At 50.8% G+C, this 24239-nt stretch carries 23 protein-coding genes; 10 read left to right on the top strand and 13 right to left on the bottom strand.

Annotated features, from left to right (window positions below):
* Positions 1–108 precede the first annotated feature (108 nt).
* Together REH51_RS15225 and REH51_RS15220 are read right to left on the bottom strand one after the other, a co-directional pair.
* Positions 109–1017, bottom strand: coding sequence for an amidohydrolase family protein (locus REH51_RS15225; protein WP_143759714.1), 909 nt, complete (start codon positions 1015–1017; stop codon positions 109–111).
* 42 nt (positions 1018–1059) lie between these two features.
* A complete protein-coding gene (locus REH51_RS15220) occupies positions 1060–1941 on the bottom strand; it encodes an alpha/beta hydrolase (RefSeq protein ID WP_498936224.1) in 882 nt (293 codons plus the stop codon).
* A 101-nt stretch (positions 1942–2042) separates the two neighbouring features.
* Here REH51_RS15220 and REH51_RS15215 point away from each other — a divergent pair, with 101 nt between their 5' ends.
* Entirely contained in the window at positions 2043–3011 is a 969-nt protein-coding gene (locus tag REH51_RS15215; protein WP_009722691.1) for a GlxA family transcriptional regulator, read from the top strand.
* A 52-nt stretch (positions 3012–3063) separates the two neighbouring features.
* Here the strand turns inward: REH51_RS15215 and REH51_RS15210 are convergent, their stop codons facing one another.
* From REH51_RS15210 to REH51_RS15190, 5 genes are all read right to left on the bottom strand, one after another.
* On the bottom strand, positions 3064–3906 hold the full coding sequence (locus REH51_RS15210) for a nitrilase-related carbon-nitrogen hydrolase (RefSeq protein ID WP_009722690.1): 843 nt from the start codon (positions 3904–3906) through the stop codon (positions 3064–3066).
* A 98-nt stretch (positions 3907–4004) separates the two neighbouring features.
* Entirely contained in the window at positions 4005–4886 is an 882-nt protein-coding gene (locus REH51_RS15205; RefSeq protein ID WP_009722689.1) for a glycine betaine ABC transporter substrate-binding protein, read from the bottom strand.
* Between the two features lie 37 nt (positions 4887–4923).
* Positions 4924–5667, bottom strand: coding sequence for an ABC transporter permease (locus REH51_RS15200; protein WP_009722688.1), 744 nt, complete (start codon positions 5665–5667; stop codon positions 4924–4926).
* A gap of 4 nt (positions 5668–5671) precedes the next feature.
* Positions 5672–6832 carry an ABC transporter ATP-binding protein gene (locus REH51_RS15195; protein WP_009722687.1) on the bottom strand — a complete coding sequence of 387 codons (1161 nt, stop codon included), beginning with the start codon at positions 6830–6832 and terminating at the stop codon, positions 5672–5674.
* Between the two features lie 41 nt (positions 6833–6873).
* Positions 6874–7539, bottom strand: a complete 666-nt coding sequence (locus REH51_RS15190; protein WP_009722686.1) for an ABC transporter permease — start codon at positions 7537–7539, stop codon at positions 6874–6876.
* A 376-nt stretch (positions 7540–7915) separates the two neighbouring features.
* On the opposite strand from REH51_RS15190, the gene ydiJ reads away from it, so the two are divergent.
* A complete protein-coding gene (gene ydiJ / locus REH51_RS15185) occupies positions 7916–11050 on the top strand; it encodes a D-2-hydroxyglutarate dehydrogenase YdiJ (protein WP_498936222.1) in 3135 nt (1044 codons plus the stop codon).
* Between the two features lie 22 nt (positions 11051–11072).
* Here the strand turns inward: ydiJ and trpC are convergent, their stop codons facing one another.
* The 3 genes from trpC to REH51_RS15170 are packed head-to-tail and all read right to left on the bottom strand — an operon-like array spanning position 11073 to position 13546.
* A complete protein-coding gene (gene trpC, locus REH51_RS15180) occupies positions 11073–11876 on the bottom strand; it encodes an indole-3-glycerol phosphate synthase TrpC (RefSeq protein ID WP_009722684.1) in 804 nt (267 codons plus the stop codon).
* A gap of 8 nt (positions 11877–11884) precedes the next feature.
* A complete protein-coding gene (gene trpD / locus REH51_RS15175) occupies positions 11885–12904 on the bottom strand; it encodes an anthranilate phosphoribosyltransferase (RefSeq protein ID WP_009722683.1) in 1020 nt (339 codons plus the stop codon).
* 36 nt (positions 12905–12940) lie between these two features.
* Positions 12941–13546, bottom strand: a complete 606-nt coding sequence (locus tag REH51_RS15170; protein ID WP_009722682.1) for an anthranilate synthase component II — start codon at positions 13544–13546, stop codon at positions 12941–12943.
* A gap of 338 nt (positions 13547–13884) precedes the next feature.
* Between REH51_RS15170 and REH51_RS15165 the strand changes: the two genes are divergently transcribed.
* Positions 13885–14802 carry a metal ABC transporter substrate-binding protein gene (locus tag REH51_RS15165; protein ID WP_498936221.1) on the top strand — a complete coding sequence of 306 codons (918 nt, stop codon included), beginning with the start codon at positions 13885–13887 and terminating at the stop codon, positions 14800–14802.
* A 59-nt stretch (positions 14803–14861) separates the two neighbouring features.
* Here REH51_RS15165 and REH51_RS15160 read toward each other — a convergent pair whose 3' ends face one another.
* Positions 14862–15530 (bottom strand): phosphoglycolate phosphatase, encoded by a 669-nt coding sequence (locus REH51_RS15160; protein ID WP_009722680.1) that lies wholly within the window; start codon positions 15528–15530, stop codon positions 14862–14864.
* Positions 15531–15683: 153 nt separating this feature from the next.
* Between REH51_RS15160 and REH51_RS15155 the strand changes: the two genes are divergently transcribed.
* Entirely contained in the window at positions 15684–16982 is a 1299-nt protein-coding gene (locus REH51_RS15155) for an NAD(P)/FAD-dependent oxidoreductase (RefSeq protein ID WP_009722679.1), read from the top strand.
* Between the two features lie 9 nt (positions 16983–16991).
* On the opposite strand, the gene rpe is transcribed toward REH51_RS15155, so the two are convergent.
* The gene (gene rpe, locus REH51_RS15150; protein ID WP_009722678.1) at positions 16992–17693 is read right to left on the bottom strand and encodes a ribulose-phosphate 3-epimerase; all 702 of its coding nucleotides are present in this window, start codon (positions 17691–17693) and stop codon (positions 16992–16994) included.
* 221 nt (positions 17694–17914) lie between these two features.
* Here rpe and cysP point away from each other — a divergent pair, with 221 nt between their 5' ends.
* From cysP to REH51_RS15130, 4 genes are read left to right on the top strand one after another with little or no spacing between them, the layout of a single operon-like run.
* Positions 17915–18952 carry a thiosulfate ABC transporter substrate-binding protein CysP gene (gene cysP / locus REH51_RS15145; RefSeq protein WP_009722677.1) on the top strand — a complete coding sequence of 346 codons (1038 nt, stop codon included), beginning with the start codon at positions 17915–17917 and terminating at the stop codon, positions 18950–18952.
* Between the two features lie 9 nt (positions 18953–18961).
* On the top strand, positions 18962–19816 hold the full coding sequence (gene cysT, locus REH51_RS15140) for a sulfate ABC transporter permease subunit CysT (protein WP_009722676.1): 855 nt from the start codon (positions 18962–18964) through the stop codon (positions 19814–19816).
* On the top strand, positions 19816–20643 hold the full coding sequence (cysW, locus tag REH51_RS15135) for a sulfate ABC transporter permease subunit CysW (RefSeq protein WP_009722675.1): 828 nt from the start codon (positions 19816–19818) through the stop codon (positions 20641–20643). Before cysT ends, cysW begins: the two co-directional genes overlap by 1 nt.
* On the top strand, positions 20640–21734 hold the full coding sequence (locus REH51_RS15130; RefSeq protein ID WP_498936219.1) for a sulfate/molybdate ABC transporter ATP-binding protein: 1095 nt from the start codon (positions 20640–20642) through the stop codon (positions 21732–21734). The genes cysW and REH51_RS15130 overlap by 4 nt, the downstream gene beginning before the upstream one ends.
* Before the next feature lie 126 nt (positions 21735–21860).
* Here the strand turns inward: REH51_RS15130 and REH51_RS15125 are convergent, their stop codons facing one another.
* On the bottom strand, positions 21861–22442 hold the full coding sequence (locus tag REH51_RS15125) for an alpha-ketoglutarate-dependent dioxygenase AlkB family protein (RefSeq protein WP_234667837.1): 582 nt from the start codon (positions 22440–22442) through the stop codon (positions 21861–21863).
* 171 nt (positions 22443–22613) lie between these two features.
* On the opposite strand from REH51_RS15125, the gene REH51_RS15120 reads away from it, so the two are divergent.
* Complete coding sequence (locus REH51_RS15120; RefSeq protein WP_009722672.1) at positions 22614–23507, top strand: DMT family transporter; 894 nt, start codon at positions 22614–22616, stop codon at positions 23505–23507.
* Between the two features lie 136 nt (positions 23508–23643).
* A complete protein-coding gene (locus REH51_RS15115) occupies positions 23644–24237 on the top strand; it encodes a YajG family lipoprotein (protein ID WP_009722671.1) in 594 nt (197 codons plus the stop codon).
* Positions 24238–24239 lie beyond the last annotated feature (2 nt).

Below are 24239 nucleotides of genomic sequence, written 5' to 3'. Positions count from 1 at the left end.
GGCTGTTACTTACGAAACCTCTGATTAACTATTGCGCTTGACCATGCTGAGCTTTTTCGTTGATTTTGCCTTGCCTGGACCGCGCTCATCACATTAATCAGAGACTCCTTAGGCTAAATCACCAAAATAAAGCACTTTTGGATTATCAACCAGTATTCGCTTACGCGTTTGCACATCAGGCGCCCAAGATGCAAGTTCATCTAAAAGCGCACCGTCGTTTGGCATGGGTACGGAGATATGGGGATGAGGCCAGTCTGAGCCCCAAACACACCTCTCTGGATTAGCTTGAATCAGTTGCTGTGCGAAAGGGACAACGTCATCGTAGGGCGTTTGATCAAGCGAGGTTATGCGGTATGCCCCCGAGAGCTTTACCCAGGCATGACCATTTTTCAAAGCACGGCAAAGCGCTTGAAAGCCTTCCTCGGTAAGCCCTTTCTCACATGCCATGTGTCCCATGTGGTCTATCACAACAGGAACAGGCAGTTGGCCTATGCGTGTTTCGAAGTTCTCAAACTCAGAAACATCAACAAGAAATTGCAAATGCCAACCCCTTTCAGCCAACCTGTCTGCAAGAACGGTGACGTCTTTCCAAGATATCCCTCCCTTGAAAAGCATATTAAGCCGCACGCCTCGAAACCCGTCTTCATGCAGTGCATCTAGCTCACCATCACTGACTCTACTATCAACAACCGCAACGCCTCGATAGGCATGCCCGGCCTTCCTCAAGCGTTGTAATGCATGACGGGTAACTGAATTGTCCAATCCATACACGCTTGGTTGCACCAGAACACCGCACTGAATACCAAGCGTCTGATGCAGGTGAAGGTACTCCTCTAGCGAAGCATCCGGCGGTGTGTAGGTGCGACCAGGGTGAAAGGGATACTTCGATGAAGGCCCAAACACATGCGCATGGCAGTCAACTGCACCAGCAGGCACCAAGAAGTTCGGTGGCCTAGGCAATGGATCCATCGGAGCACATTCTGGAATTCCAGCGAGACTACCCGTACTGTTATGCATTACTTACACCACCGCCTTAGCAGCTTGCTCAGTGGCTACATTTTATGCCACCCAATTAGCAACAACTGCTGCAAAACGCTGGAACTTAGGATCATCGTCTAGCATCCATTCGGTATGTCCACCTTCTGGAAGTAGAAATAATGATTTAGGCCCAGGATAGGCGGCATACAATGAATGCGCTTCGGTTACCGGGTGGAGATCATTTTCCCCACCATGGGCAATGAGTAACGGCGTATTTGCAAAGCGCTGATCAATATGGGCTTCTGGGTGGAACGAAACAAGCGAGTCGGCAAAGTCTAAATCAGATGTCAGCCCATAACCGGGTGTTTTTCGGAGCACTTCATCAACATAACCTTTAGAAATAGGGTCAAGCGGATAAATATCAAACGGATCAATCTTTTGTGCTTCTCCTCCTTGAGAAAGGCGAAGGCGCTCTTGCTTAACGAATTGACGGAAATTTTTCCACCCCAACTCGCCGCGTAGTGCTTTCTGTACACGCACAGCGTCAAAAAAGCCGTTCATGCTGATCAATGCATCAACCTGATCTTCTACCAAACGGTAAGCATCTAACACTAAGCCACCGGCCATGCCCCAGCCAGCAAGAACCAGGGCACGACCTTCTTGTTCGGCACGAGCTCGTACACTAGTAACGACACTTGCTATATCGCGCACTTGCTCTTCTAACAATACTTTACCGCGCTCACCTTCGCTTTCACCGAATCCGCGATAGTCAAAACCGAAGCACAAAAAGCCTTTCTTGGTTAAAAAACGAGCAAACCTCTCTGGGTGGATATGCTTGAGACCAGTAAAGCCGGAGCAGACAATAACGACTGGCGCATGCTCCTGTAGCTTACTTTCTTCCCAGTAGTAAGAACCATCAAGTTTAAAACCATCACTAAAGATTGAGACGCTTTCTGATTGCATGGAGTGCTCCGAAAATATTCAAGATGTCTATTGAGGCATTGACATCTTGCTATAACGGCCCCATCGTTAAAGACATTAAAACGCCATAAAAGAAAACAATTATGACACGCGACAGACAAGCATCCCACCCTTTCAGTATTGGCTTCTTGCTTTTTCCTAATTTCGCGATGCTCTCTTTTAGCTCAGTGATAGAGCCATTACGTATTGCCAACCGACTTAGCAATGAACCTGTATATCATTGGGAGCTACTAAGCCTTAATGACCAAGCGGTTATAGCAAGCAATGGTATTTCCTTTACCCCTAGTTTACCGGTAAGTGAATGGAGGCAGCTTGACAGCCTTATTTTGGTCGCAGGTTTAGGCACCAATCTTATTGCTGATCAAAGCCTGTTTAAATGGCTACGTGAAATTTCACGTAGTAATAAACTCTTAGGGTCTACCTCTACGGGGAGTATTCTTCTCGCGAAGGCGGGCGTATTAAAAAATAAACGCTGCACGATCCACTGGGAAGATCAGGCTAACCTTCAGGAAGAGTACCCTGAGCTGATTGTTACCCATGAGCTTTTTGAGATCTCGGGCAACATAATGACTTGCTCTGGTGGCACTGCAGGACTCGACATGATGCTCTCAATAATTGAGAACCAACAAGGAAGTGATTTAGCAAAAAAAATTGCCGAACAGTGTATCCACCCCACCATCCGCTCTGCGCATGAAATGCAGCGAATGCCCATCGAAGAACTGCTTGGCATTCACAATCCTGCGCTATCCACTTCAATTAAAATTATGCAGTCACATATTGAAGACCCGATTAACTGCGACAGTATTGCTCAAATGGCCAATATATCTAATCGACAACTGCAGCGCTTATTTAAAGATAAATTCTCCCTTACTCCAGCAGCATATTATCTTAGACTGCGCCTTGAACACGGCGACAACCTACTGCGTAAGACATCCATGAGCGTTTTGAACATTGCAACCGCAACAGGGTTCTCGTCAACATCTCACTTTAGCAAATGCTATAGAAAACAATATGGACTATCACCGCGTGAACAGAGAAAGTCCATCAGCTAATATTTATATCTCCAAAGAGTCCCTACTCACTCTAAATCCAGGGCTAAAGGGACTAGCGATAACCAGCCATCAGCTCACGAATCAGTGGTGTATCTGCGTCTCTATGAGTGGGAAGCTCAAAACGTGCTCTAGCAATATGTGTTCGTGACAGTTCGGCCATAATCAGCATTTCACGATCTTCTGCTTCAGCAAGCAACTCTCCACGCGGGCCGATAATGCACGACCCACCCCAGAAATGGCTTTGCTCCTCGGGGCCGTAGCGGTTGCTCATAATAACTGGTGTACCGTAAGTCATGGCGTAGAAGCGCACATTCAGCAACCAATTTTCCTCGTTAGAAAAATCCTGACTAACCACGCCGGAGGCCGAATTAATAGGAGCACATAGCACGGTGGGACGAGGTAGCAGCGCCGCGTGAACTAACGCAGGGTTCCATAAGTCTGCGCATATTAGCGGTGTACTAGACCAGCCTGGGCAAACTTGCGCCATTGTTAGTTCACTGCCGTGTGAAAACCATTTACCTTCTTCCAACCCACCATAAGTAGGAAGGTTAAGCTTACGGTGAACGGCAACCAACTTCCCATGTTGTAAAATAGCCATTGCATTATAATACTCACCTGGACTTGCTTCCTCGACAAAACCGACAATTGTCTGCATGCCTTCGCAAACCTTTGCAAGCGCCATCAAACGAGCATCTTCTAATGGCATCGCAACTTTCATCACATTGCTTCCGAGGGAGTACCCTGTCAACGAAAGCTCTGGAAACACTAATAGTTCAACACTTTGCTCCTTAGCCTCTTCTATCAGTGAGATATGGCGATCAAGATTAGCGTCTATATCACAAAGCATACTATTTATCTGCGCAGCAGCCACTTTAAGCTTATCCTGATAATGCATAGCGTATCCCATCAAAAGATAAAATATCAGTTTAAAAAAGCCACTTTAACGCAAAAACGACCGCCTAAAGGCGGTCGCGCTTCACACCGTAATTTTATTTATAGCATATCGTTCTGCTCTAAAAAATCTTTAGAAACATTTTCAATACTTTTACGCTCAACATCAACTTCTGCGTTAAGCGCCGCCATAATCTCGTCATCTAACAATGCTGATAGCTCGTTAAGCTCAGACTCTACATTTGGATGAAGCTCCAGTGTTTCCTGGCGAACAACAGGTGTTAGTGCATAGGCTGGGAAATAGTCTTTATCATCTTCAAGCACATAAAACCCAAACGCTGGAATACGCCCATCAGTAGCAAACACCAATCCTACATCTACCTGCCCATCACGAAGTGCTTGATATACAAGTCCTGAATCCATACGGCTTATATCACGGCGACCAACATTAAAATCATAGGCCTCCATCAGTGGACGCCAACCATCATCCCGCGCATAGAATTCAGCATTTAATCCAAACGATAGTGACTCGCCATCATTAATTGCACTTGCCAGCTCAGAAAGGGTTGTAATACCACGCTCTGCTGTGTCTGATTCTCTCATTGCCAATGCATAGGTATTATTAGCAGCAGATGGTTCTAACCATACTAATCCTTTTTCAGCATCAAGCTCTTTGACGCGCTCATACGTTTCTTCAGCACTAAGACGTTCGGAGATATTATTATAGTTAATAAGCGAAGTGCCCGTATACTCCCAGTATACATCAATCTGGCCATTCTCTTGCGCTTGGCGAAGCACAGCAGACCCCATGCCAGCCCGAGTATTTACATCGTAGCCCAACCCCTCTAGATACTGGCTGGTCATGCTCGCTAAAATCTGCTGTTCAGTGAAATTCTTTCCACCAACAGTAATATTGGCAGCGTAAGCGGAGCTGACACCGATAAGAGCGATACTACTTAAAACAGATAAGATAGGCTTAATCATTTTGGAGCTTCCTATATCAATTGTTATTGTGCAGCTGCTACGCATTCGCTGCTCGGCGAGCGGGATTAACCCCGCGGGGTACGACAAGAAAAGCAATACTGGCGACTGCGGCATCAACCAAAATAGCTAGTATGGCAGTCGGGATAGCACCAGCGAGCATCATCAGAGGGTCGTAAAGATCAATACCGGTAAAAATTAACTCTCCTAGCCCTCCTGCGCCGATTAAAAATGCCAACGGTACGGTGCCAACATTGATTGCGAGAGCTGTTCGGATGCCCGCAAAAATAACATACAGTGCGTTGGGTAATTCGACGCGTATTAGCCGCTGTGCAGGCGACATACCGATACCTGAAGCAGCCTCTTTTAATGCCGGAGACACGCCTTTTAGCCCCGTATAAGTATTGCGAGTAATAGGCAGTAGTGTGGCAACAAACAAGGCAAATACAGCAGGTACTATACCTATACCTAGCAAGCTCATTGATAACGCAAGTACTGCTAGCGTTGGAATCGTTGTCCCAATATTAAGCACTTGCATACCAGATTCTGCCCAACGCGCCATACTCGGACGGGAGAGCACAATGCCTAAAGGTATCGCGACTAGAATTGCCAGCGATCCAGAGATAACAGTGAGCCATAGGTGCTCCATTGTTAAAAACTGAATATCGGGCAAGTAAAATATGAATTCTTCAATAACGCCTGTCGCGTAGCTCCAGGCGCCGGCAACAAAGACAGCCACCAGGAGCAGTAAGCGGAAGACCCCTTTAAGACTTTGAATGGGCATTAGCTCACTCCTCTGCCATCGGGTCGGCAAGCTCTGCAGCGGCTTGCTGAGTACGAAAACGTGCACCAAGATGATGGGTCATCGCACGCTGCGTGATATGCCCACTCAAGCGACCTTCATCATCAACACATGGCAGCCAGGTGATATCGTGCGCAAGCATTAAAGACACCGCTTTACGCAGATCATCATTAACGTTCACAACAGCGGGCACCTTTTGAGCATAGTCGTGACAACTGCCTTGACTCATTTGTGCCACTGAACGTGGGATAATTCCGACTGGCTGGCGTTCTTCGTTGACCATCACAATAGCGTGCTGATAGCCGCACTTATCGAGCTTTTGCAGCGCACTTTCCAGACTATCGCGGGGCGAAACCGTTTCGAAATTAGTGCTAATAACTTCCCGAACACTAATTAAGTTGAGCCGCTTAAGAGCACGGTCTTCGCCGAGAAATGATTCAACAAAGCTATCTTTCGGTGCGGCAAGCAAAGTATCAGGGGTAGCGTATTGCACTAAATGACCGTCACGGAAGATTGCAATACGGTCTCCCATCTTGATGGCCTCATCAATATCGTGACTAACAAACATGATGGTTTTCTTGAGTTCTTGCTGCATCTTCAAGAACTCATCTTGAATCACTGCGCGATTAATAGGATCGATAGCTCCAAAGGGCTCGTCCATTAACATGACGGGAGGGTCTGCGGCCAAGGCTCGGGCAACACCAATACGCTGCTGCTGACCACCAGAAAGCTCACTAGGGTAACGCTTGAGAAAGGCATCTGGCTCCAGCGCAATCATGCGCATTAGCTCTCTGGCTCTTTCCTTATATTTGGCTTTGTCCCAGCCAAGGAGCTTAGGCACCACCGTAATGTTTTCTTCGATAGTCATGTTGGGAAACAGGCCTATCTGCTGAATGACATAGCCAATATTGCGGCGTAATGTTTGGGTGTCTAGCGAAGAAGTGTCTTCATCATCGATAAAAACCTTGCCAGAGGTAGGGCGAACGATGCGATTAATCATCTTCAACGTGGTGGTTTTGCCGCAACCGGAAGGTCCCAGCAAAATGCATATCTCACCCGTGGGCACTTCCATATTAATATGATCAGCAGCAACCACCGCGCCTTTTGGTGTATCGAAAACCTTCGTTAGATTATCCAGTCGAATCATGCTGGTATCCTTTTTTGTTAAATGAGGGCTGAAGGGCTACATCAGTTACAGGCGGGCACCTGTTCCATACCCTTGGGCGTCAATCGCTTTTGGAGGTATAGCAGCGCGTAATCAACAATGATTGCCAGAAGGCTGACTGCAATGGCGCCTAAGATAAGTTGGCGTGGGTCTGACTGAGAAATGCCACGACTAATGAAGGTACCTAGCCCACCCGCGCCTATATAAGCAGCAATAGCCATGACACCTATATTGAGCACGACCGCCGTGCGCACGCCGGCCATGATCACCGGCACAGCCAAGGGAATTTCAACTTTTTGTAGGCGCTGGTTCTGGCTCATACCAATGCCACGAGCAGCTTCACGAAGTGCTGGATCGACGTTATTTATCGCGGTGTAGGTATTGCGAATAATAGGGAGCTGCGAATACAGCAAAACAGCAATAACAGCGGGCACGTATCCAATGCCATGACCGACGATAGACAAGATCGGTATCATGATGCCAAACAAGGCAATAGAGGGGATGGTGACAATAATAGAAGCGATGTAAAGAACGGTCTTAGCCATTTTTTCGTTTTTGGTTATGGCAATACCGATAGGCACCCCCGTCAACGTTGCAATACCAACGGCTATTCCAACAAGGACAATGTGCTCAATCGTGCGCGCTATAAGTACATCAAAATTAGACGCCGCATAGTGAATCCACTCCATCTATACACCCCCGATATATTGTGATTATTAGTAAGCAAATATATGTCTAGGCTATTGAAATTCAGGCAAGGGTACTGGCAATTAAGCGACATTAAACAATAGAAAAACGCCTAATTTGCCAGTTCCTCACCGTCTCACCTTTCGACATGAATTCATTGCTCAGTAAATATCAGTTTAATAAGCAGTAAGTTAGCAAGTAAACTAACCTCTTCCACAATGCTCTTTTCTGCACTTAGCGCACTTTTTAAATGACCGTTTTATGCTCTTAAACGCCTATTTTATCGATGTCGCATCGAGCTTCTTAACGTAAACTTGCCCAACTTTAAGCGCTATAAAGGCGTTTCATTTACTTCACTTTAACGACAAAACATTCATCATGATGGCATTCATTGACTCTCGAAATTTTGCACTTGAACGCCTGAAACCCTATTACGTGCGTTTTCTCGACACCTTGCGCGCTCGCGGCTTTGAAGGCGAGATTGCCCCTGACTACGCCAACCGCACGGTGCTGGCGACGGATAACTCGATTTACCAGCGTCTGCCTCAGGCGGCGGTGTTTCCTAAGCACGCGGAAGATCTTGAGCGCCTTGCCAAGCTAGCCGCTGAGCTGCCCCACCGCGATATCGTGCTCACGCCTCGGGGCGGCGGCACCGGTACCAACGGCCAGTCGTTGACCGACGGTATCGTGGTGGACGTTTCCCGCCATATGAACCAGATCCTCGAAATCGATGTAGAGGCGCGGCGGGGACGCGTTCAGGCGGGCGTGGTGAAGGATCAACTCAACGCGGCGCTGAAGCCCCATGGGTTGTTTTTTGCCCCGGAGCTGTCTACTTCTAACCGCGCCACCATCGGCGGCATGATCTCCACCGATGCCAGCGGCCAGGGCAGCTGCGAGTACGGCAAAACCCGTGACCATGTGCTGGAACTGGACACGGTTCTGCTGGGGGGAAAGCATCTGCATAGCCGCCCGCTTAGCGCTGAAGAAGAACAGGCTGAGTGCCAACAGGAAGGCATTCTTGGCCGCGTGCATACCACTGCGGCTGAGATTATCGACCAACAGCGTGAGCTGATTGAAGCGAAATTCCCACCACTTAACCGCTGCTTAACCGGCTACGATTTGGCGCATCTGCGGGAGGCGCAAGGCCAACTGAACCTGAACAGCCTGCTGTGCGGTTCGGAAGGATCGCTGGGCTTTTTGAATGAAGCGGAACTGAACGTGCTGCCGATCCCTAATCACGCCACGCTGGTTAATGTGCGCTACCCAGGCTTTATGGACGCGCTGCGTGATGCTAAGGCATTGATGGCCAGCAGCGCTCGGCCCACTTCCATCGAAACAGTGGATGACAAGGTGCTGCAGCTGGCCATGGAAGATTTTGTCTGGGACAGCGTAGCTGAGTTTTTTCCCGCCACCGGTAGTACGCCGATTCGTGGCATTAACTTGATCGAGTTTAATGACGATGATCCTGAGCGCTTGGCGGAACGGGTACAGGCGTTCACTGACCATTTGAGCCAAGACGCTACCGTCGAGCGTTTAGGTTACACCCTGGCCGAAGGCCGTCCGCAGATCCAAAAAGTCTACGCCATGCGTAAACGCTCGGTGGGCTTGCTGGGCAATGTGCAGGGCGAAAAGCGCCCGATTGCGTTTGTGGAAGATACCGCCGTACCACCGGAGCACTTGGCTGACTTTATTACTGAGTTCCGCGCCGCGTTGGATGCTAGGCAACTTTCATACGGGATGTTTGGCCATGTGGATGCGGGGGTGCTGCACGTGCGCCCAGCGCTGGATATGAAAGATCCCCAACAGGAAAAACTGATTCGTGAGATTTCCGATGAAGTGGCAGCCCTGACCCAGAAGTACGGCGGGTTGTTATGGGGAGAACACGGCAAAGGCGTGCGCTCAGAGTACGGCCCCAAATTCTTTGGTGAGCTCTACCCCAGCCTGCAGCGCGTCAAAGCCGCGTTTGATCCGCATAACCAGCTGAACCCCGGCAAGATTGCGTCGCCGTTGTCTAACCCGCCCGAAGCCGCGGGTAGGTCTGAGAACCATGAACTAATCGCTAAAGACAGCGACCCTGAACTGTTAACGATCGATGGCGTCACCCTGCGCGGCCAGTTGGATCGCACCATCGACGAACGCGCCTGGCAGGCCTACGACGCGGCGGTGTATTGCAACGGCAACGGTGCCTGTTATAACTACGACCTTGATGACCCCATGTGCCCTTCCTGGAAGGCTACCCGTGACCGGCGCCATTCGCCCAAAGGCCGCGCCAGCTTGATGCGTGAGTGGCTACGCCTACAAACCCAGGCGGGTATCGATGTGGTGGAGGAGTCGCGCAAAAAGAAAGCCGAAAACGGCTGGGGCTTTGTTAAGAGTTTTCCTCTGCGCGTTGCTAATACGCTCAGCCGCAAGCAACACCACGACTATTCTCACGAAGTTTACGATGCCATGGCGGGTTGCTTGGCGTGTAAATCCTGTGCAGGCCAGTGTCCGATTAAGGTCAACGTGCCGCAGTTCCGTTCGCAGTTTTTAGAGGTCTACCACGGCCGCTATTTACGCCCGCTGCGCGATTACATCATCGGTGGCACCGAATTCATGTTGCCAACCCTTGCCAAGGTTGCGCCGCTGTATAACGCCCTACTCAACCAGCGCTGGGTAGATAGCCTGATGCGTAAAGGGCTTGGAATGAGTGACTCCCCGCAGCTTTCCCGTGCCAGCGTAAAGAAACAGCTAAGGGCTTGGGGCATCGCCGAAGCCACGCCCACATCGTTGGTACTGCTTACCGAGCAGCAGCGCGCTAACAGCGTGATTATTGTCCAGGACGCCTTCACCAGCCACTTTGAAGCCAAGCTGGTGATGGACGTGGTGGAACTGCTGTCGCGGTTGAATCTGCGAGTGTTTGTGATGCCATTTTCTGCCAACGGCAAACCGCTGCAGGTGCAGGGCTTTTTAGGCGCCTTTGAGCGCACAGCGGAAAAACAGGCCAAGCGCCTGCGGGCGTTGGCAGAGTTCGACGTACCGATGGTGGGTATCGACCCCGCCATGACGCTGACCTACCGCCAAGAATACGTCAAAGCCCTGGGGGCCGAGCAAGTGCCCAACGTGTTAATGCTGCAAGAGTGGCTGGGTACCCGTATTAACACGCTAGCGCCTAGCCAGCTGAACCTAACCGATCCTGGCTTTAAACTGCTGTCTCACTGCACCGAAAAAACCAACGCACCGGGCAGCCCCAAGGCCTGGCAGCAGGTGTTTGCGGCATTTGGTTTAGAGCTTGAGCTGATGGCGACCGGTTGTTGCGGGATGTCCGGCACCTACGGGCATGAAACCCGTAATGTCGACACATCGAAGACGATCTACGCCCAATCCTGGCAGCCCCAGGTGGAAGCCGAGGAAAACGAGGGCAAGCTGCTAGCGACAGGCTACTCCTGCCGCAGCCAGGTGAAACGCTACTCAGCGCAACCCCTACCCCACCCGCTTCAGGCGTTGCTTACGTGCCTCAAGCGGGCAAGTTAATAAATGCTTTAAACAACGTCGATTAAAAGAAGAGCCGCTTGAGGGCTTGGCCAGGATCCTCTTCACGCATGAAGGCTTCACCAACCAAGAAACCGTTCACCTCATGGTCGCGCATTAGCTCTACGTCATCTCGGGTATGGATACCGGATTCGGTGATAACCGTGACGCCCTCAGGAATGCGCGGCAGTAGGTCTAGTGTGGTATTCAGGCTGGTCTCGAAGGTATGCAGATTACGGTTGTTGATACCTACCAGTTTTAGATCCAGCGCTAAGGCACGCTCTAACTCAACAGCGTCATGCACTTCTACCAGCACATCCATGCCTAACGCACTGGCTTGCTGGTGCAGATCGCGCAGTTGAGAGTCGTCTAAAGCAGCTACAATCAGCAGGATGCAATCTGCACCAATGGCACGCGCCTCGGTTACCTGATAGCTATGGGTAATAAAATCTTTACGAATGATGGGTAGGTCGCAGGCATCACGGGCGGCGATCAGAAAGTCCTCATGCCCCTGGAAAAAATCCGCATCAGTCAATACTGACAAGCAGGCTGCGCCGCCCTCTGCATAACGTTTAGCGATATCGTCAGGATGAAAATCCTCACGCATCACGCCCTTGGAAGGCGAGGCTTTTTTCACCTCAGCGATGACCGCCGCATCACCTGCGGCAATACGGTCATTCAGCGCATCAATAAAGCCACGTGGGGCGCTTTGTTTGTCAGCCAACGCCAGCAGATCTGCTTCAGAAACCGCCTGTCGGCGCTCGGCTACTTCTTCGTCTTTACGAGCCAAAATACGCGTTAAAATTGTTGGCGTTGCCTGATCAGTCATTAGATTATTTACCCTTTAAAGACACTAGTGAAGTGTGAAAGCTCTCGAAGCTTCTCTAGCGGTAACTTTGAGGCCTGCGCATCCTGAGCCACCATCACGCCCTCTTTTAAACTATCGGCCACACCTGAGCAGTAAAGTGCTGCACCAGCATTTAGTGCCACTATATCCGCCGCTGCCCCTTCGCCGCTAAGAGAGGCCTTCACTAACCGTAGGCTATCTTCAGCGCTGGTCGCTTTTAGTGGTGTTAGGCTTTGGCGCTCAATACCCAACTCTTCTGGGGTAATGGTGTATTCGGTAATTTCGCCATCTTTTAGTTCAGCTACGCGCGTAGGGGCAGCCAAAGAAATTTCATCTAAGCCATCTTCAGAGTGCACTACCAGTACGTGGCGACTGCCCAGCTTTCGGAGCACTTCAGCCATCAGCGGCACTAATTCAAGCGAATAAACGCCCAACACTTGATTAGGTGCACTGGCGGGGTTGGTCAACGGTCCAAGGATGTTAAACAGCGTGCGAACGCCCATTTCTCGGCGCGGCCCGATAGCGTAGCGCATGGCCGGGTGGTGATTGGGAGCAAACATGAAGCCCACACCTACCTGTTCGATACAGCGAGCCACCTGCTCAGGCTTGAGATCAAGGTAAATGCCGGCGATATCGAAAAGGTCCGCGCTACCCGACGACGAGGAAACGCTGCGGTTACCATGCTTGGCCACATGAGCGCCCCCGGCAGCAGCTACGAAACTAGCCGCCGTAGAAACATTAAACAGGTTAGCTCCATCACCGCCGGTGCCGACAATATCGACTACGTTATCGGTGTGCAGCACCACCCGCTTCATCAGCTCGCGCATTACCTGGGCCGCCGCGCTAATTTCCTCGGCGCTTTCACCTTTCATGGCAAGCCCCACCAGCAGGCCACCAATTTGCGCATCGGAGGCTTCGCCGGTCATGATCTGGCGCATTAGCGCGTGCATCGCATTGAAAGAGAGGTCTTCGCGGCGCATCACCGCGTTAATTGCATCTCGCATTTGCATGAACAGAAAAGCCCCTAAAGCGTATAAATTTGGCAATCAGCCGCGTTTTAAAAAGTTAGCCAATAACGCATGGCCTTGGCGCGTGAGTATTGACTCAGGGTGGAACTGTACCCCTTCAACATCCAGGCTGCGATGACGAAAGCCCATTATCAGCCCTGGCGTAACGTCATCGTCTGCGGTCCAAGCAGTGATTTCAAAACACTCCGGCAAGCTATTTTTTTCTACCACGAGTGAATGATAACGGGTCACTTCTAGCGGGTTTTCAAGCCCGCTAAACACGCCTTGCCCACGATGTACGACGGCAGACGTTTTACCATGCATCACTTGGGGCGCCCGCACCACTTTACCACCGTAGACCTGTCCAATCGCCTGATGCCCAAGACAAACCCCCAAAATAGGTAGTTTACCCGCAAAGTGGGTGATCGCCGCCAGCGATATGCCCGCTTCATTAGGGGTGCATGGCCCAGGTGAAATGACTAAATGGGAAGGCGCTAAGGCGTCAATTTGTTCTAGGGTAAGCTCATCGTTGCGATAGGTTATTACCTCGGCCCCCAGCTCACCCAAGTACTGGACGATATTGAACGTGAAGCTGTCGTAGTTATCGATCATCAATACACGTTGCACTACCTGCACTTGCGCCATCGCCCCACTTACTCCATCACATTAATCAAACCACTTTGCTGGGATGATACCCCAACCCAAGCACCACTTGCAGGGCCAAGGGTCGACTAAGACATTCACACTTATTTTAGAGGGCCAACCAACAAACCCCAGTTGAGTACTCTGGTAGTTTTCAGTGGGGAACTAGCGCCGAGTTTATCAGTAAATTGTGAGGGGCTTTTCAAAGTAATCAAAAATCCTGAAGGTGACTGGTTAGCCCCTACTGCTAGGTTTAAGCAACTTGGCAGCATAACGAAACTGGTAACAGGTCTGTACTGTCTTTATGATCTGCCGTCTTTTTAATGTGTTAGGAGCGTGACATGGACAAGCGAACACCCTGGATAATCACGCTCGTATTGATGACGACTGTCAGCAGCACTCACGCGCTGGGAGACACTTCGTTTAAAGTTATCGCTTCATTTTCAGTCGTTAAAGACTTAGTAAAGCGTGTGGCGGGCGACAACATCAGTATTACAACGATTGTGCCCACAGGGGAAGATGTGCACCGCTGGGAGCTTCAACCGCCAAATGCCTTGGCTGTCGAAGAAGCTGACATTGTTTTCTATAACGGACATGGGCTAGAGCCATGGATACGGCATATCGAAGCCATGGCAGATGATTCACTAACGCTGATAGCACTTGCAGAAAACGCCGATTATGAGCCGCTAGCAATTCCAGTAGGCCAGTATAAGAATCATTTTGACCCGCATATGTGGATGGACCCGAAAGGGGCAGCCGCTTATGTTGATGTGATAGAAAAAACGCTTATCGAGCACTATCCCGAGCAGGCTGACACGTTTACCACCGGAGCCGCTGAAACTCGTAAAGCATTGGCGCTGTTAGATCATCAACTCAGAGAGCGTTTGGAAGGCATTCCGCAAACCAATCGCATGCTCACCACCAGCGAAGCCTCCATGGCCTACTTTGCCCGCGCGTACGACTTTGAATACGCAGCCATTTGGGGCATTGGCAATGAGACGATTGGCAGTGCGCAGGCAATGGAAGCAATGAGTATGCATCTTTCGCAAAAGCGCCCGCCTGCGCTGTTTTACGAAAGTACATCACCCTATATCCACATGGATGCCCATGCTCGAGAAACGGAGCTTTCGCTAGCCGGGCCTTTATACGTAGATACCTTAAGTGATGCCGACGGCTCCGCTTATAACTATCCTGCCATGTTGCGCCATAACGCTGAATTACTGCATGAATACTTAGGCGGCGCACGAGCAGAAAAATAGCCCTGGAAAAACAGCCCTGGAAAAACAGCCCTGGAAAAACAGCCCCATCACCGTCTATTTTATTCCGTTAGCGCCAGCAGTGAGCTAATGATCAAATCAGGTTGGCTATGCTCAATCGGCTCGCCGTGATTATAGCCGTAAGGTAACGCCACGGTGGTAAAGCCAGCGGCTTTGCCTGCGGCGATGTCGTGGCGCGAATCGCCAACCATGACACTTGCCGAAGGTGGAATATCCAACTGTTGAGCCACATGGAGTAGCGGCAGTGGGCTGGGCTTTTTCTCGGCAAGACTGTCGCCGCCAATGCAGTGCGTAAATAGCGACAATAGTCCAAAATGGCTCAAAATTGGGGCAATAAAGCGCTCAGGCTTGTTGGTAATCAGTACCAGTGGATAGCCTGCCTTGTGCAAGTCATGCAGTGCTGTTCGCACGCCTGGATAGAGCCGGGTTAGCGCATTGGGAGCAGCACCGTAATGGCGCATAAAAGCCTCGTAGGCGGTGGTTTGCAACGCCTGCCCCAGAGCATCTGGTAACGCCCAGGTTAGCGCTCTTTCGACGAGTACCTGAGCACCATTACCTACCCAGTCACGCACACGCTCTTCGCCGGGTGCAGGCAGCCCAACGTCACTGAGCGCGCACTCAACCGCCACCGTCAGATCTGGGACCGAATCAATCAAAGTGCCATCTAAATCAAACGCAATTAACCGCTTCCCCTGCAAAATGGCGTGCACGCTATTCACTCCCTGCTCTAAACAAAAATAATTTTCAAAAAATGGCCGTTAGTAAACGTAATCGCCGTTGATTCTTTTATCCTACCGACTTAGCACGTCGCCAACCACGCCCGAAAGCTCTATGCTGTGACCATATTAGCCGAGGAGAAAGTAATGACCATCCCCCGAATTGTGATTGTCGGCGGCGGCGCCGGCGGGCTTGCCCTAGCCACGCGTTTAGGACGCACGCTAGGCAAAAAAAAGCGCGCCGAGATTGTCCTGCTAGACCGCAATGCCACTCATGTATGGAAACCACTTTTACACGAACTCGCTACCGGAGTATTGAACTCCAGCATGGATGAAGTGGATTATCGCGGCCACTCTTCCGCGCACCATTACCGCTACCAGCGCGGCTCTTTAAATGGCCTTGATCGCGAACAAAAAGTCATTCACCTAGCACCCATTAAAGATGAAGACGGCGTTGAAGTCCTTCCCTCTCGGAAACTAACTTACGATTATCTAGTAATAGCGCTCGGCAGTATTTCCAATGATTTTGGTACCACAGGCGTTGCTGAACACTGCCACTTTATTGATTCGCCCCAGCAAGCCAAAGCGTTTCAGCGCGATATGATCAATACCTTTTTGCGTTATACCGATCCAACGCTTCGCCAAAACGCTGAATTGACCATTGGCATTGTGGGCGGTGGCGCAACGGGCGTAGAGCTTTCTGCGGAGCTTTTAGATGCTTCGCGCTTGCTTAATGCCTACGGCGTCACCGCCGTTGACCACCAAACTATTAGTGTCCACCTCATCGAAGCGGCACCCCGCTTGCTGCCCGGTTTATCAGAACGTATCAGCGAAACAGTGCAACAAGAGCTTGAAAGTATGGGCGTTACCGTCCACGCCGGCACCGCTATTCAAGAAGCTCAGCAGTATCAATTGGTGACTGGCGATGGTGAGGTTATCGAAACCGACCTAAACGTGTGGGCAGCAGGCATTAAAGCACCACCATTTTTGGCTGAATTAGACTTAACCACTAATAAGAAAAATCAAATCAGCGTTCACCAAACGCTTCAGAGCGTGGATGACCCTTATATTTTTGCCATGGGCGACTGCGCTGACTGCCCTCAGGGCGAAGACAAAACCGTGCCACCACGAGCTCAGGCTGCTCATCAACAAGCCAAAGTGCTTGCCAAAAACCTCGTGCACTGCCTGAATAGTAAACCGCTGCAAAACTTTACTTATCGTGATCACGGTTCGCTTGTATCGCTCGCCCGCTACGATGCCGTAGGAAACCTAATGCGTAGCTCCGCGTCTCGAGGGCTATTTTTGGAGGGCTGGTTAGCGCGCCAAGCCTACGCTTCGCTTTATCGAATGCATCAGCTGTCTATTCATGGCGCGCCTAAAACGGGACTCGCATGGCTGGTTGATAAGCTAAACCGCTACCTAAAGCCCCGCATGAAATTGCATTAAGTTTTCCGCTTAGCCGTTACCCTTTGCTAACTCGGCGCGCAGTTGCTGGATAACGCTATCGTAACCGTGCGGGTCGCTTGACTGGTGAGCATTGAAGATAGCCGAGCCAGCGACAAAGGTGTCGGCACCCGCAGCGGCGATATCGGCAATGTTATCTACTTTAACGCCACCGTCGATTTCTAAGCGGATCGGGCGACCTGAGGCTTCGATACGTGCCCGTGCTTCACGCAATTTATCCAGCGTGCCGGGAATAAATGACTGGCCGCCAAAACCCGGGTTGACGCTCATCAGCAGCACCATATCGATTTTGTCCATGACATAATCGAGATACGAAAGCGGTGTTGCCGGATTAAATACCAGCCCTGCTTTACAGCCACTATCGCGAATCAGCTGTAATGAGCGATCAACATGTTCTGAGGCTTCCGGGTGAAACGTGATGTAACTCGCCCCAGCCTCACTAAAATCGCCGATCATGCGATCCACGGGTTTGACCATTAGGTGCACGTCAATGGGCGCCGTTACACCATGCTGGCGCAATGCTTTGCATACCATCGGCCCAATCGTCAGGTTCGGCACATAGTGATTATCCATGACATCGAAATGGACAATATCGGCCCCAGCGGCCAATACATTGTCGACCTCTTCACCAAGACGCGCGAAATTAGCGGAAAGAATCGAAGGGGCAATCAGGAAGTCCTGCGCAGCGCTCATAGTGCATTCCTAGGTTAACAGGGGGAAAGGAAGGCCTATATCTTACCAGAGCCTCCTACGAAGCCCCATCTCCCTAGCCGTTAAAGCCCTGCCGCGAATGCACGCATATCTTTAAATGCATATTTCCAAATAGAATATAAAACATAATTGTAATTCCACAATCACAGGTTTAACCTTATCCTCATTGCGATTAAATCGCCCCCAGATGTAAGGAGCCTGTAATGACGCGATCTACTTTTTTCCGGACTGGCCTACGCCGCAGCCTGCTAGCCGCTGCTGTTGGCACGACAGTAGCTACCACGGCTGTTTCTACCACGGCAATGGCCCAAGAGCGCGAGCTACTAAACTCCTCTTACGATATTGCCCGTGAATTATTTTCGGCTATTAATCCGGAATTCCAAGCGTGGTGGCAAGAAGAGCATGGCGAAGAAATTGCTATTAGCCAGTCCCACGGCGGCTCTTCAGCGCAAGCTCGCGCGATCATGCAAGGGCTGCGTGCAGATGTAGTCACCTTTAATCAGGTGACTGATGTTCAAGTTCTTGCAGATGCAGGCCTAGTAGCAGAAGACTGGCAGGACGCGTTCGACAACAATGCTTCTCCCTATTACTCCACCACTGCATTTTTGGTTCGCAAAGGCAACCCGAAAGGTATTGAGAGCTGGGATGACCTGGTGAAAGAAGACGTGCAGATGGTCTTCCCTAATCCTAAGACGTCCGGTAACGGCCGCTACACCTACCTAGCCGCCTGGGGATTTGCCGAGAACGAATTTGAGGGTGATGAAGAGCAAATCCAGGACTTCATGCGTACTTTCTTGCGCAATGTTGCAGTGTTCGATACCGGCGGCCGTGGCGCCACCACTAGCTTTATCGAACGCGGCATTGGCGACGTATTGATCAGCTTTGAATCAGAAGTAAACAACATCCGTAGCGAATACGGCAGCGACGACTACGAAGTCATCGTGCCGCCGGTCAGCATTCTGGCAGAATTCCCCGTTGCGGTAGTGGGTGAAAATGCTGAGCGCAACGGCAACAGCGACCTTGCCCAGAGCTACCTTGAGTATCTCTACCGTGAAGACACCCAGCGCTTGCTGGCAGGCTTTAACTATCGCGTTCACGATGAAACGGTTGTAGCCGAATTTGCCGATCAATTCCCCGATACCGAACTTTTTGAAGTTGAAGATGTGTTTGGCAGCTGGGAAGAAGCAATGGAAAACCACTTTGAAGGCGGCGCCCTACTTGATCAACTGCAACGTCGTTAACGGAACCCCATGAGCCAGCTAGCATTATGGCGGTCCGGCAGCGCACGCGTGCTGCCGGGCTTTGGCCTATCTATGGGGATCAGCGTCCTATTTATTTCGCTGGTTCTCCTTCTCCCGATCACCGGGCTATTTGGCCAGTTGGCAGGGCTTAGCCTTGCCGAATACTGGGCCATTATTACCGAAGGCCGTGTGGTAGCCAGTTACATGGTCACCATAGGAGCAGCGGCTGTCGCGGCGCTGGTGAATGCAGTATTTGGCTTACTACTCGCCTGGGTACTGGTTCGCTATGAGTTTCCCGGCAAGCGTCTTTTAGATGCCTTAATGGATCTTCCCTTTGCGCTCCCCACAGCGGTTGCAGGTATTACCCTCGCTACGCTATATGCGGGTAACGGCTGGATGGGCAGCTTATTAGAGCCGCTAGGGTTTCAAGTAGCCTATACCTGGGTAGGCATTGCACTGGCCATGGCGTTTACCAGCATTCCGTTTGTGGTGCGCACCGTACAGCCGGTGCTGGAGGATTTACCCGCAGAAGTTGATGAAGCAGCGATGTCTCTTGGAGCAACCGATGGCGTGGCGTTTCGGCGTGTGATTATGCCGCACCTTTGGCCAGCTCTCGTTACTGGCACTGGGCTAGCCTTTGTGCGCTCGTTAGGTGAGTTCGGAGCCATTATTTTCATTGCCGGTAATATGCCCTACGAAACAGAAATCACCGCGCTGATGATTTTCGTCAAGCTCCAAGAGTATGACTATGCTGGCGCCTCCGCGATTGCCTCCGTCGTGCTCTTTGTGTCACTGGCTCTACTGCTGGCGATCAATATTTGGCAGGGTCGCTTTGTGCGCCGCTTGCATGGAGGAAAAGGCTAATGCGTCGGATTGGTGATGCACCCGCTGTGCGGCGTTTACTCATTGGCGCCGCACTGTTGCTTTCAGCGCTGTTTTTGCTGCTGCCCTTGGTGGCAATCTTTGCCCAAGCGTTCTCCCAGGGCGTAATGGTCTTTTGGGCTAACGTTAGCAATACATTCACCTTGCACGCGATTGGCCTAACGCTCGTCATTGCATTATTAACCATACCGGTATGTCTAGTGTTTGGTGTCGCTTTGGCGTGGCTAGTTACCCGCTTCAGCTTTCCAGGTCGGCGCATTTTACAAACACTGATCGATATTCCGTTTGCGGTATCCCCAGTAGTAGCAGGCCTTATATATTTACTGCTCTATGGGCGAAACGGCTGGATTGGCAGCTGGCTAGACACCCACGATATTCAACTGATGTTCGCTTGGCCCGGTATTTTAATGGTGACTATTTTCGTGACCTGCCCGTTTGTGGCACGCGAACTAATTCCGCTCATGCAGGCCCAAGGTTCCCGGGAAGAAGAAGCCGCCGTGACCCTCGGCGCAGGCGGCTGGACTACTTTTCGGCGTGTCACGCTACCTAACATTCGCTGGGCACTGCTTTACGGGATCATTCTCACCAACGCGCGTGCGGTGGGTGAATTTGGAGCCGTTTCGGTGGTCGCCGGGGCTATTCGTGGTAAGACAAACACCTTACCACTGCACCTAGAGCAGCTTTATCAGGATTACAACGCGGTGGGCGCATTTGCTAGCGCCGCACTGCTGGCCCTTATTGCCCTGTTAACCCTTGCGGCCAAGGCAGGCCTGGAATGGCGCGCAGCGCGCCAGGAGGCATTTTTATGAGTATTCGCCTACAGAACATCGCCAAGCACTTTGCCAATACCCAAGCGCTTGAGCCGATCAATCTGGACATTCATGAAGGCGAACTAGTCGGACTGCTTGGTCCGTCTGGCTCTGGAAAAACGACACTTCTACGTATTATTGCCGGCTTTGAGAGCGCTGATCGCTCCCCTCAACCCGGTAAAATACTGTTCGGCGACCGTGATGTAACTAACGTTCACGTTCGCGATCGCCGCATTGGGTTTGTTTTCCAACACTACGCTCTCTTTCGCCATATGAGCGTGTACGACAATGTAGCCTTTGGGCTAACCGTGATGCCCAAAAAGCGCCGCCCTTCTAATGGCGAGATTCGTGCCCGCGTATTTAGGCTGCTGGAAATGGTTCAGCTTCAGCATTTAGCGAACCGTTTGCCTGCCCAGCTCTCGGGTGGCCAGCAGCAACGTGTATCGCTTGCACGCGCCCTGGCCGTAGAGCCTGACGTGTTGTTATTGGATGAGCCGTTTGGTGCGCTGGATGCCAAAGTGCGTCAGGATCTACGTCGCTGGCTACGCCGACTTCATGAAGAGCTTAACTTTACCAGCGTGTTTGTTACCCACGACCAAGAAGAAGCATTGGAGCTTTCTGACCGTGTCGTGGTGATGAGTAACGGTCGTATCGAGCAAATTGATACGCCTGAAACGCTCTATCGTTCGCCCAAAAACCGTTTCGTGTTTGAATTCCTTGGCGACGTTAACCACTTAGAAGGCAAAGTACATCAAGGCGTACTCACCTGCGGCGACGCTCATCTCAATGTTGACTTGCCTGACGGTGACGAAGAGTTATTGCTTCGTCCTCACGAAGTTCGCCTTGCCCAGCAGCCTAGTGCAGAGAGCCACTTACCGGTGACGATTACTGCTATTTCACCGGTAGGTGCTGAAGTGCGTGTTGAACTGGAGGCCGACTGGCTGGCTAAGCCATGGCTTGCAACGGTGCGCCATGCTGATTTTGAGCAGCTTCAGATGCGCCGTGGACAACGTCTCTTTGTCCATCCACGTCAATGGCACCGCTTCCCCGAAGCAGAGCCGAAAGTGGAGAAGCAAAGCCGCGTCGCTTAGGGCGTCCCAACGGCACAAGTGGAAGGTAGCTTTAGCTCGCCGCTGTAGAGCTTTCACCTTCTATTTGCTCCTCTGGGAGGCCTCTTTCGCTCGCAACCACTAGGCTACCAGCCTACCTAAAGAGGGTTAGCGCATTTGCCTAAACGTTAGGCTCACCCGTGGCTCACGATCTTTCTTGGTTTTAGGCAGGCTGTGTAGCCAATTTTGCTGTGTGGTACCTTTCATAATCAAAAGGCTACCGTGCTCTAGGTTAAGCGATACACTCTTCCCTGTTTTTTTATGTTTAAACGAAAACTTTCTTTCACCGCCTAGGCTCAACGCAGCGATCGCACCATTCGCGATAAGATCTTTTTCGGCATCACTGTGCCAACTCATACCTTCCGTGCCTGAACTATAAAAATTACACAGGCACGAATTAAACACCTCACCGCAGTTACTCTCCACTACCTGCTTAATTTCTTGTAAAAAACCAGGCCACGCTGACGCCATCTTTGTATAACCTGAGTACGTATAAGAGACCGGTTCATCCGCATACCAGGCTACTTTCCTCTTGGTAACGATCTCTTTTCCGTAAATAAACGCTCGATCATGCTCCCAACTTAGTTCGCCCCGACATTTAGCTAGATAAATATCGGCAGTGGTCGTATCTAGAATTTTGCCGTGATAATAAACCGCCCCATCTTGTGGAAGCAGATTAATCAACTTCATATCGTCGTTTTCAAACAGATCTGTAAACGTCATAGCGATGCCTATTTTGTGCCGACTACAAAGACAGCAAGAAACGGGTTTTTCCCATACCCCAAAGGCGGCAATACTGAGTCACACAAGGCTAACCCTAGGGCCTGCTGACTAATAGAAAACTTTAAAATGGGGTATTAAATGAAAGCAATCGACTATATACGACTACTATCATTAGCCGCCATCTGGGGAGCGAGCTTTCTTTTCATGCGAATCGCCTCCCCAGCCATAGGGCCAATCAACACAGCATTTTTTAGAGTCTTTTTTGGCCTAATTGGTTTAGCTTTTATCATTTTAATCATACGCAAAAGCCTAGAGTTCAGAGGTAAACTAGGTAAGATTTTGATATTGGGTGCTATCAACTCAGGCATTCCTTTTCTTATGTACAGCATAGCAGCAACATTATTACCAACTGGATACTCAGCTATTTTAAATGCCACAACTCCTTTAACGGGCGCCATGATTGGCTTATTTATCTTTGGCGAGCGTTTATCGTTAAGAAAATGGATAGGTGTCACGTTAGGCATTATCGGTATTACAGTCATTACTACGGTGGGTGATTCAAATACCGTCGGCAATATATACATTGGCGTGGCCGCTTGCATCATAGCCACTATTGGTTACGGCTTTGCGGGGTTTCTCACCCGAAAGTGGATAACCCAACAGGGCGGCCTGGATTCAACACTGGTAGCGTTTGGCAGTCAAATAGGCGCGACCGCTTTTCTCAGCCCCTTTTTGATCTGGAATATTTCATATGGCCCTAGCATTGATTGGCTTCAAGGTGATGTGTGGATCAGTCTGCTAGCCGTCGGCTTTTTATGCACCTCTCTCGCTTATATCCTCTATTTTAGATTGATCGCCGACATCGGGCCTTTACGGTCGCTCACCGTCACTTTCTTAGTACCACCCTTCGCTGTGCTATGGGGCTTTTTAGTTCTTGATGAAACGATTTCCAGCGGATTCCTATCGGGATCTGCCGTTATTTTGCTTTCCGTCTGGTTAATCGTTGGTCCCGATTCCCAAAAAACAGCCTAACGCATTTGATCGATATCGCTGACGGTACTTCTCCCGATGCGGCGTTGAAAGCGACGGCACAACCCACACCACCAGAACATACCGCCAGCACACTACCCGCGTTATACTGACGTTTTAGCCATAGCGGAGAAATACCATGCGTCGGCGCCATTTTTTACACCTCTCTGGTGCACTGCTTACCAGCGTTTTGCTAGCGGCCTGCGCTAGCCCTCAGTACCTACAGCTAAGCCCAGAGCGCAGCGCCAGCGTGCCGCAGACAGGCTCTGGCCAGCAAGTCACCGTGATAACTGCTGATGCTAGGGAAAGTGAAGTGATTGGAACACGCTCAGGTGGCAGTATGTCTACCGCGCAGATTACCGTGAGTAGTCATGAGCTAATCCCGCAGCTACAAGCCGAAGCGGAACGCGCTGTTCGCGATATGGGGTTCACCCCAACCCGCGATGCTGCCCAAGGCCGCCCAAGTGTCACCCTTGAGCTGGCAAGCCTTAACTATGCCAAAGGTGACAGCGGACAACCACTGATCGACGAAGCCCGCCTTGAAGGAATTTTTCGGGCAATCGCCCAGAACAAAGGCACGACGTATACCGGCACTTACACCTCGCGACGCACCCAAGGCTATGCCATCAAACCCGGCGAAGACGCCAACACACGCATGCTAAACGACTTGTTAAGTGATGGCTTGAACCGCGCGTTTAGTGACCCAGAACTGGGCCGCTTACTCGCCCGCTAAAC

This window comes from Halomonas bluephagenesis, assembly GCF_054790765.1.
Note: the sequence above shows the minus strand (reverse complement) of the source record. Positions and strands in the feature narration are given on the sequence as shown.

Bases quoted from the DNA above. Each gene is read 5' to 3' on its own strand.
- REH51_RS15215 (WP_009722691.1), top strand. From the start codon at position 2,043: ATGACACGCGACAGACAAGCATCCCACCCTTTCAGTATTGGCTTCTTG.
- cysP (WP_009722677.1), top strand. From the start codon at position 17,915: ATGACGCGATCTACTTTTTTCCGGACTGGCCTACGCCGCAGCCTGCTA.
- rpe (WP_009722678.1), bottom strand. From the start codon at position 17,693: ATGAGCGCTGCGCAGGACTTCCTGATTGCCCCTTCGATTCTTTCCGCT.
- REH51_RS15115 (WP_009722671.1), top strand. From the start codon at position 23,644: ATGCGTCGGCGCCATTTTTTACACCTCTCTGGTGCACTGCTTACCAGC.
- REH51_RS15120 (WP_009722672.1), top strand. From the start codon at position 22,614: ATGAAAGCAATCGACTATATACGACTACTATCATTAGCCGCCATCTGG.
- cysT (WP_009722676.1), top strand. From the start codon at position 18,962: ATGAGCCAGCTAGCATTATGGCGGTCCGGCAGCGCACGCGTGCTGCCG.
- cysW (WP_009722675.1), top strand. From the start codon at position 19,816: ATGCGTCGGATTGGTGATGCACCCGCTGTGCGGCGTTTACTCATTGGC.
- REH51_RS15220 (WP_498936224.1), bottom strand. From the start codon at position 1,941: ATGCAATCAGAAAGCGTCTCAATCTTTAGTGATGGTTTTAAACTTGAT.
- REH51_RS15165 (WP_498936221.1), top strand. From the start codon at position 13,885: ATGGACAAGCGAACACCCTGGATAATCACGCTCGTATTGATGACGACT.
- ydiJ (WP_498936222.1), top strand. From the start codon at position 7,916: ATGATGGCATTCATTGACTCTCGAAATTTTGCACTTGAACGCCTGAAA.
- REH51_RS15205 (WP_009722689.1), bottom strand. From the start codon at position 4,886: ATGATTAAGCCTATCTTATCTGTTTTAAGTAGTATCGCTCTTATCGGT.
- REH51_RS15225 (WP_143759714.1), bottom strand. From the start codon at position 1,017: ATGCATAACAGTACGGGTAGTCTCGCTGGAATTCCAGAATGTGCTCCG.
- REH51_RS15170 (WP_009722682.1), bottom strand. From the start codon at position 13,546: ATGGCGCAAGTGCAGGTAGTGCAACGTGTATTGATGATCGATAACTAC.
- trpD (WP_009722683.1), bottom strand. From the start codon at position 12,904: ATGCAAATGCGAGATGCAATTAACGCGGTGATGCGCCGCGAAGACCTC.
- REH51_RS15200 (WP_009722688.1), bottom strand. From the start codon at position 5,667: ATGCCCATTCAAAGTCTTAAAGGGGTCTTCCGCTTACTGCTCCTGGTG.
- REH51_RS15155 (WP_009722679.1), top strand. From the start codon at position 15,684: ATGACCATCCCCCGAATTGTGATTGTCGGCGGCGGCGCCGGCGGGCTT.
- trpC (WP_009722684.1), bottom strand. From the start codon at position 11,876: ATGACTGATCAGGCAACGCCAACAATTTTAACGCGTATTTTGGCTCGT.
- REH51_RS15210 (WP_009722690.1), bottom strand. From the start codon at position 3,906: ATGCATTATCAGGATAAGCTTAAAGTGGCTGCTGCGCAGATAAATAGT.
- REH51_RS15130 (WP_498936219.1), top strand. From the start codon at position 20,640: ATGAGTATTCGCCTACAGAACATCGCCAAGCACTTTGCCAATACCCAA.
- REH51_RS15195 (WP_009722687.1), bottom strand. From the start codon at position 6,832: ATGATTCGACTGGATAATCTAACGAAGGTTTTCGATACACCAAAAGGC.
- REH51_RS15125 (WP_234667837.1), bottom strand. From the start codon at position 22,442: ATGAAGTTGATTAATCTGCTTCCACAAGATGGGGCGGTTTATTATCAC.
- REH51_RS15190 (WP_009722686.1), bottom strand. From the start codon at position 7,539: ATGGAGTGGATTCACTATGCGGCGTCTAATTTTGATGTACTTATAGCG.